General features: G+C 65.7%; 8 protein-coding genes. 7 read left to right on the plus strand and 1 reads right to left on the minus strand.

Going from position 1 to position 7093, the window contains the following annotated elements:
* Positions 1 to 382: 382 nt before the first annotated feature.
* The 7 genes from QZV81_RS10090 to QZV81_RS10120 all read left to right on the plus strand — a co-directional run bounded on the left by QZV81_RS10090 (position 383) and on the right by QZV81_RS10120 (position 5668).
* On the plus strand, positions 383 to 1540 hold the full coding sequence (locus QZV81_RS10090) for an ImmA/IrrE family metallo-endopeptidase (RefSeq protein WP_292836607.1): 1158 nt from the start codon (positions 383 to 385) through the stop codon (positions 1538 to 1540).
* Between the two features lie 12 nt (positions 1541 to 1552).
* Positions 1553 to 2092 (plus strand): hypothetical protein, encoded by a 540-nt coding sequence (locus QZV81_RS10095; protein ID WP_292836609.1) that lies wholly within the window; start codon positions 1553 to 1555, stop codon positions 2090 to 2092.
* A 210-nt stretch (positions 2093 to 2302) separates the two neighbouring features.
* Entirely contained in the window at positions 2303 to 2764 is a 462-nt protein-coding gene (locus QZV81_RS10100; protein WP_292836612.1) for a hypothetical protein, read from the plus strand.
* 7 nt (positions 2765 to 2771) lie between these two features.
* Positions 2772 to 3245 (plus strand): hypothetical protein, encoded by a 474-nt coding sequence (locus tag QZV81_RS10105; RefSeq protein WP_292836615.1) that lies wholly within the window; start codon positions 2772 to 2774, stop codon positions 3243 to 3245.
* Complete coding sequence (locus QZV81_RS10110; protein WP_292836618.1) at positions 3242 to 3799, plus strand: hypothetical protein; 558 nt, start codon at positions 3242 to 3244, stop codon at positions 3797 to 3799. The genes QZV81_RS10105 and QZV81_RS10110 overlap by 4 nt, the downstream gene beginning before the upstream one ends.
* The gene (locus QZV81_RS10115; protein WP_292836621.1) at positions 3796 to 5145 is read left to right on the plus strand and encodes a hypothetical protein; all 1350 of its coding nucleotides are present in this window, start codon (positions 3796 to 3798) and stop codon (positions 5143 to 5145) included. Before QZV81_RS10110 ends, QZV81_RS10115 begins: the two co-directional genes overlap by 4 nt.
* A 28-nt stretch (positions 5146 to 5173) precedes the next feature.
* The gene (locus QZV81_RS10120; RefSeq protein ID WP_292836624.1) at positions 5174 to 5668 is read left to right on the plus strand and encodes a hypothetical protein; all 495 of its coding nucleotides are present in this window, start codon (positions 5174 to 5176) and stop codon (positions 5666 to 5668) included.
* Between the two features lie 232 nt (positions 5669 to 5900).
* Here QZV81_RS10120 and QZV81_RS10125 read toward each other — a convergent pair.
* Positions 5901 to 7093, minus strand: a 1193-nt coding sequence (locus QZV81_RS10125) for an AAA family ATPase (protein ID WP_292836627.1), incomplete at its 5' end; no start/stop codon positions are given.

A 7093-nucleotide genomic window follows, 5' to 3' on the forward strand; every position in this document is an offset into this window, starting at 1 on the left:
AACTACACCCTCAACCCCAACACACCCACGTAAATAACTCACGATCCCTTAGTGGTTTGGGGTGAGTTGCCACTCGCGATAGGGGTTCGCATCCGGGCAAGGAACGATGATGGGTTCCCATCGGGCACTTGAGACTGTGCGACCCAGATCGGATGCTGCAAGAGGAAGTCGCCACAACCAGGACGTAGGAACCCCGCCGTATCTTTCGCGTTCCCGTCTGCGTCGCGAGAAGTCGCGTGAGCATCATCAATCCGGGCTCCGCTGTCGGGGGATGGAGGATTGCTCGATGCGTGCTGGCCATGGCGCGCACGGCGCGCCATGGCCTCGCTGATTCCGGCGTCGGCACGCTATTGGGCACTCGCCGCCGACCTACCATGAGATTGTGATTTTCGCAATTATCTGCGAGGATGACGCCATGGCGGACGATCAGGTAATCGCGCGTGTCAATGAAGTGATCGAACGCTCGGGTTTGACGAAGAAGAAGTTTGCCAGCGTTATCGGACTTGATGGCCCGAAGCTTACAAAGTCGTTGGCAGGCAAACGCAGGTTCACCTCGCTCGAGTTGGCGTTGGTCGCGGAGCAGGGTGCCACCACAGTCGACTGGCTGCTCAACGGCGACTCCACGCGGGAGCTCGTGCTCGCCCACAGGGCTGCCGAGTACGCGATCGAGGCGAGTGATCTGGTCGGTCGCGAGACGATCGAGATGATTGTCGAGAAGCTAGAGGGCCTCCATTTCCTCGGCCGTCCGCTCGAGTTCCCGCCGTTGCCGGCCAAGCCCACGACCGGTGGTTATGTGAAGCAAGCGCAGAAGCTGGCGCAAGAATACGTGCAGTTGCTTGCGTCGCCGGTGGGCGGCCTTAGCAACGCCGAACTGATCGGACACATCGAGGGTCAATTCGGCGTCGACGTCGTGGTAACAGGGCTGCCGCAGGACTGCGATGGGTTGTCCTTCTCGGACGGGGGCGTGCGCGTCATCGTTCTCGCGACCTCGAGCGCTCCGTTCCGGCAGCGGTTCACGCTTGCACATGAGCTTGCCCACTTAGCGTTCGGGGACTCACAAGACGAGGTGATCGAGGAGCAGCTGGAGTCGGACAAGACGCCAGTGGAGAGCCGAGCGAACTCGTTCGCGGCAAGCTTCCTAGCCCCGCGGACGGAGATTGTGGCGCTCGTCGGTGCTCGATCGCCGGTAGAGGCGTTCGATGACTTGGTCTTGCACTTCCAGATGTCGCCGAGTGCGATGTCGTGGCGGCTGCTGAATGAACGGTTGATATCTCAGGAGGATCAGCGCAAGTTGGGCGCGCAGACCGCGCGTGCAATGGCCATGCGCGCGGGCGAGGCGGCCGAGCACACAAATCGTGCCCGCCTGGCAAGCGTGCCGCGCCCGGCGCAACGTCTCATCGACGCGTATCTGGATGCGTATCGGGACGGGGTTACGACGCTACGGCCTGCGGCGAACCTACTCGGCCAGCCCGCTGAGGAACTTGAGGAGTACTTCGTCGACAGCGCATCGGCGGACGACAGCGCGCTGCACTTCGCGTAGGCGCTGGCTGTTGTGCAGTTCCTGTTCCCGGACACTTCGGTCGTCGTCTGCTTCGGTCGAGCGAATGAGCTGGGAGTCCTCGAGCAGTATCTGCGCGGCAAGGGACGCGTCGTGGAAGCTGTCTCAAGAGAGATCTCCGATTGCACGAATCATGTCGCGACCCTGAAGCATCTGGATCAGCAAGCGTTGTTTGGCGAACCGATACAGCTCGATCGCGCGACCGATGTCCGCGCGGTCGAGGGCATACGTGTCGCTGTTTTCGGCGGCGGCAAGGCGAGCCCTCGCCAGCATCTCGGGGAGAGCCAGACCCTTCACCTACTCCGGACCGATGATTTCTATCGGGACTCGGCGTGGCTGACCGAGGACCGGGAAGCTTATCGGTTCGCACAGCGCCAGCAGATCACCACCCGGGACACCTTTGGGATCCTCTGCGACATGGTCGGCTACCTCGATCTGTCAATCGACCGCGCGTACGAGGTCGCTCAGCGCATCCTCGATGCCGGCGAGCCGATGCTTCGCAAGCCCGAAGCCCCGCGCGACTTCCTTCTCTGATCGTCCTCGCGGCGCCGCTCACCGCGCCGACGATGTGCACGCCCGCGCACGCGGTTGAAGCCTGCGATGGCCGGTGACTCACACTGAGCCCGGGCGCGATTCTTCCACGCGATCCCGTCGTCCACTGATCGATTTTGCGATTATCGCAACTTCAGATACTGTTGCGATAATCGCAAATATACCGGCGCAAGCCGAGAGAGGAGTCGCACGATGCGACTACATGTGCACAGCGGGAAGGACGGTCAAGTCCGTACCGTGGAGGACGCGGCGGCGGAGAGCTCGCTCGGCGATCACGTGGAGCTGAAGGAGGGGATGTCTGTGTTCGCGGTCGACGACACCGGCCGCGAGCTTGACACGACCGACCAGCTCGGAGCCACGTTCGATGAGGGCACCGCCCGGGTTGTGACCCACCCTGGACGGCAGATCACCGTCGAGATCCACTACGCTGGCAACTCGGCCAGCCTGACCGTCTCGCCCGGAGTGCGGCTCGCTGCGATCCGCGGGCAGGCCATCAGCCAGCTGGGCATCGACCCGGCGTCGGCCGCGGACCTGGGCCTGCGCCTGCCCGGCGGCACCGAGGACCTCCCGCTCGACAAGCCGATTGCGTCGATCGCGAACGGCGGAAACCACGTCGACCTCGAACTGGTCGCGCTGGTCCGCCCGCAGGGCTGACCCCGCGATGGAGGCCTTCGACCCGGCGCGGATCGCGATCGAGGAAGACGTGCAGTCAGTGCCGGTTCTCGACGGTGTCGAGAACGGGTACTGGCGGGTCGCGAGATTGAACTTCCCAACGCTGATCGTCGCGATCACCGCAGGGGACGGCCGCAGTTTTGGGATGCGGATCGACGTGACCGGCTACCCGACCTCGGCGCCGGCCGGCACCCCGTGGCACATCGACGCGAACCGTCCACTGACGCAGATGGAGCTCCCTGAGGGGCCGTCCGCGGAGACCGTATTCCGCTCGCAGTGGTCGAGCATTAACGGATGGACGCCGTACATGGCGAGCGAACGTGTGCTCGTTCAGGGCGACCACGCGACCTGGGCGCCGCAGCACCCCGAGCGTTCGTGGAACCCGAACCGTACGATTGCGTTCTACCTGACAGAGCTGCACAAGGAGCTACGCTCCTGCGCTATCCCGGAGGTGGCCGCGTGACAACCTCAACCGCGCGCCCGCTGCTGATCAGCCGACGCCGCTTCACGCGACTGCTGCGGGAACTTCACCGCCGGGGCGAAGACCGCCGCGAGTCCGGTGCGTTCTTGCTGGCGCACCGCGACGCCCGACCGATAGCCGGCGGCCTGGAGATCACCGGGATCATCTACTACGACGATCTGGACGCCGACTGCCTGACCGGCGGCATCACTATGCACGCCATCGGGCTGAGCCGCCTCAACCAGCTGTGTCGTGAGCGGGGGCTCCGAGTCCTCGGCGACATCCACACCCACCCGAGCAGATACATCCAGCAGAGCAGGATCGACGCAACCCATCCGATGATCGCGCTTCCCGGCCACCTCGCCTTCATTGCACCGAACTACGCAGCCGGACCCATCCGTGCCACCGACCTCGGCGGACACCGTCTCCTACCCGGCGGCGCCTGGGAGCCCGCGTACGGCGCCGACGTCACCGGCATGCTGCGTGTCCGTGCGGGGTTCTTGCTAGCCGTCGCACGCCTGCGGCACCTCTTCCCTAACTCGAAGGAGATGCGATGACCATCCTCGACGCCGACGAGATCAGCAGGGTCGCGCTGCTGCACCTCACCGACGGCACCGCCGCCTCCCTCGAGGACGCCGAGCGACTCCTCCTCGACCGGCAGCTGACGCTGCATCCCGCCCCCAGGATAGTCACGACGCCGGCGGGGCAGGCCGCGATTCTCACCGCCGCCGTCACCGCGGTCCGCACCTTCGGGGTCGTGTACGTGGAACTCCCCGAAGACATCCGAGTGAGTGACGGGGTTCACCGGGGCCGGCTGCTCAGCGACGCACTTCGCGAGGAGGGCGCACGCCTCGACCGGGGTCGCGCGGCTCCAAACAGGATGGTGCTCGTGATCGGAAGCGCGGGCAGCGACGTCCCGTCGACGTCTGGCGAGCTCACGCTGCACGCCAGCTGGGAAGGTTGGACCGCGACCGTGTCCCCGACCCCACGGCTGGCACCAGTCGACCAGGGGAATGTGCTCGCCGCGATCGCCGCCGCCGCCCTCGCCGTCAGTGAGGCATTCGCACACGCGCGCAGCATCCCCGGTAGCGACGCCGGCTACCGGACCGTGCACGTGAACCTCCTAGGACCCGACAGCGGATCAGGTCCGGACCTGCGGTATGCGCCAGCATCCTGGTGGCTGGTCGGTCTCGGACACCTCGGCCAGGCGTACGGGTGGGTAATCTCCCACCTTCCGTTCGATAGTCCCGTCACAGTCGAAGTCACCCTGCAGGACACCGACCGCACCAGCCCCGCCAACCACAGCACCAGTGTCCTAACCCCGCGAGACTCTCGCGGTGTCCCGAAGACCCGGCTGGTCGCCGACCGGCTTGAGGACGCGGGTCTCCGCACCCGCATCATCGAACGCGCCCTCAACGAGGACTTCCGCCTCCGCGCCGACGAGCTCCACACGGTCGCCCTGATCGGCGTCGACAACCTGCCCACTCGCCGCGCCCTATCCGCTATCGGGTGGCCCCTCACGATCGACGTGGGCCTCGGGGCACAGGCCAGCGACCACACCGCGATCAGCATGCACCGATTCCCCGGCAGCAAGCCCAGCCACGACATCCTTGCCTGGCAGGACCAACTCCAGAACGAACGCGCGATCCCCGCCACCCCCGGGTTCGCTGACCTGGATCGCAGATTCGATCGTTGCGGAATCGTCAGCCTGGCCGGCAAGGCAATCGGCGTGCCGTTCGTCGGCACCATCGCCGCGTGCCTCGCCGTCAGCGAAGCGCTGAAGGAGTTGCATGGCCTCCCCGGCAGCGCGGTAGCCGGCATCGACATCTCAACCGGTCACCACGTGTCGGCACCTGCCCCGCGGCACAATCGCATCGCTCCGCTATCACTACGACGCGAGTAGTCGACGCGGCGCTTGCGGTGAGTTACTGATGTCGTTCAACGATGCGGCCTTCGGGGCGGGGCAACTGATCACCGTGCTCGCGACCGCAGCGGGGGTGTTTCTCGCTTTTATGCTGGAGCGGATCGCCGAACAACGTCGTCAGGACGCCGCAGCGTTCTGGGCGGCTAAGCACTGGGCTCGGGCGGTGCTCCGGACGCGGGAGAACGGGCTGCTCATCACCGGAATCCGGTCACTCGTCTACGGGCGCAGCACACAGAAGCGGCCCGAGGTTCAGATGCTGCTCACCGAGGTCGACCCAGGCGTCGCCGAATGGTGGTCCCGCGCTACTGAATGCCTTGTCGAATCCGACGACTCATGGTTCCCCGGATCCCGCGTCAGCGTGTCCGCAAAAGCATGGGTGAAAGACATCGAGTCAGAACTCGACTGTGCTGTCAACCGATGGCCACGCCGTCGGGTCCGACTCGAACGGCTACAGCGATCGCTTCCCGACCCACCGAAACTGACCCATCGCGCTTTGCGGTGATTCTGATCGCATGCACCCTGCACCGATCCAGCGTCATGCGAGGCTGACGCACCCTCGTATCATGCGTCGATGGCGTGGTGGGCCGCACTGGGAGCCGGTGTCAGTGGGCGCAGCGGACGGTCTTTCGTCGGAACATGAGGTTGAAATCGCGGGGAGCCTGGCTTCCGCGCCGGCCATGAACGTAGAACCCACCCGAGCGCTGCGCACTGAGCGCCCGCGTATCGAACGCCGGTTACATCCCTATTCCGCGCCCAGCACTCGGCGCCCCAACAACCGGCCCCGCCCACATCGCCAAGTCCCGCGCCCGTGCCGCGCGCCGCATCTCCGCCTGAGCCGCGCGCACAGCATCCTGCAGAGTCAGCTCCGGCGTGCCGCGCTGCATCGACTCGGCGACGCGCTCGCGAGCCGCGGCATCCGTCCGCGCGACCACGATCGCGATGTTGTGCACGCGCCCGAGAGTGAGGCCGACGTACAGTCCCGCCGCGTCCACATCCGGCCCGACCACCGACGCATCGGCTGTGTCGCCCTGCACGCCATGCACCGTCGACGCGTAGGCGAGCTGCAGGTGCTCCCGCGCATACTCGGCAGATACTCGCCGCAACTCGCCGCTGTCGCCAACCGACGCAAGATCGACGAACTCCTCGCGGATGCCGCGCACAATCCACTGCGCACGATTCTCGACGCCCGTGAGCCGATCGTTGCGGCGGGTTTGGACGGTGTCGCCGATGAGGATGCGCTGCTCCCCCATCCCCCACCCGACCACTCCGGGATCCAGCTCGCCGTGGTCGACTCGCCGCTGCTGAATCGCGTCGTTGATCGCATCCGCCTCAGCGTTGGTGCCGGAAACCAGCGTCACCCGCTTGCCACGCGCGTGCCATTCGAAGTAGGCGTCGATCATCCGCTCACGAGCTGCATCATGATGATGAACCCGCACGACGTGACCGCGTTCCGCAAGCTCACTTGCAGCCGCCAATGCATCCTCACGGTCGCTCGTGTTGCGCAGCCGCAGCGTGAGCGCCGCGTACTCGGGATCGCGGAACCGATGCACCGTGTCGAGCTCAACCGTTGCATTCGCGTGTCGGATCGCTGAACCCATCGCACCGGAATGTCCGACCGGCAGCGCCTGGCGGGGATCCCCGACGAACGCGAGCCCGACCCCCTGTTCGATCGCGAGGTCGACAAGCACGTCTGCCGTCTGCAGATCGACCATGCCCGCTTCATCGACCACGATCCGATCGCGAGTACGCAACACGTACTGCGCTGGCCCGCCATAGGCGACACCCGTGCTGGGATCGATCTCCCCCACATGCAGTCGTGTCCACACCTTCGCACCGGCCTGATCGGCACCCCACCGGTAGCCGTGGTCTGCAAGCAGTGCATGAATACTGGATGCCGCAGCCCCGACCTCGCGAGACGCCACCGACG

Source organism: Microbacterium sp. (assembly GCF_011620665.1).
Classification (GTDB): Bacteria; Actinomycetota; Actinomycetes; order Actinomycetales; family Microbacteriaceae; genus Microbacterium.

Excerpts from the sequence above, each read along its gene's own strand:
- QZV81_RS10105 (WP_292836615.1), top strand. The coding sequence starts at position 2,772 with ATGGAGGCCTTCGACCCGGCGCGGATCGCGATCGAGGAAGACGTGCAG.
- QZV81_RS10115 (WP_292836621.1), top strand. The coding sequence starts at position 3,796 with ATGACCATCCTCGACGCCGACGAGATCAGCAGGGTCGCGCTGCTGCAC.
- QZV81_RS10120 (WP_292836624.1), top strand. The coding sequence starts at position 5,174 with ATGTCGTTCAACGATGCGGCCTTCGGGGCGGGGCAACTGATCACCGTG.
- QZV81_RS10100 (WP_292836612.1), top strand. The coding sequence starts at position 2,303 with ATGCGACTACATGTGCACAGCGGGAAGGACGGTCAAGTCCGTACCGTG.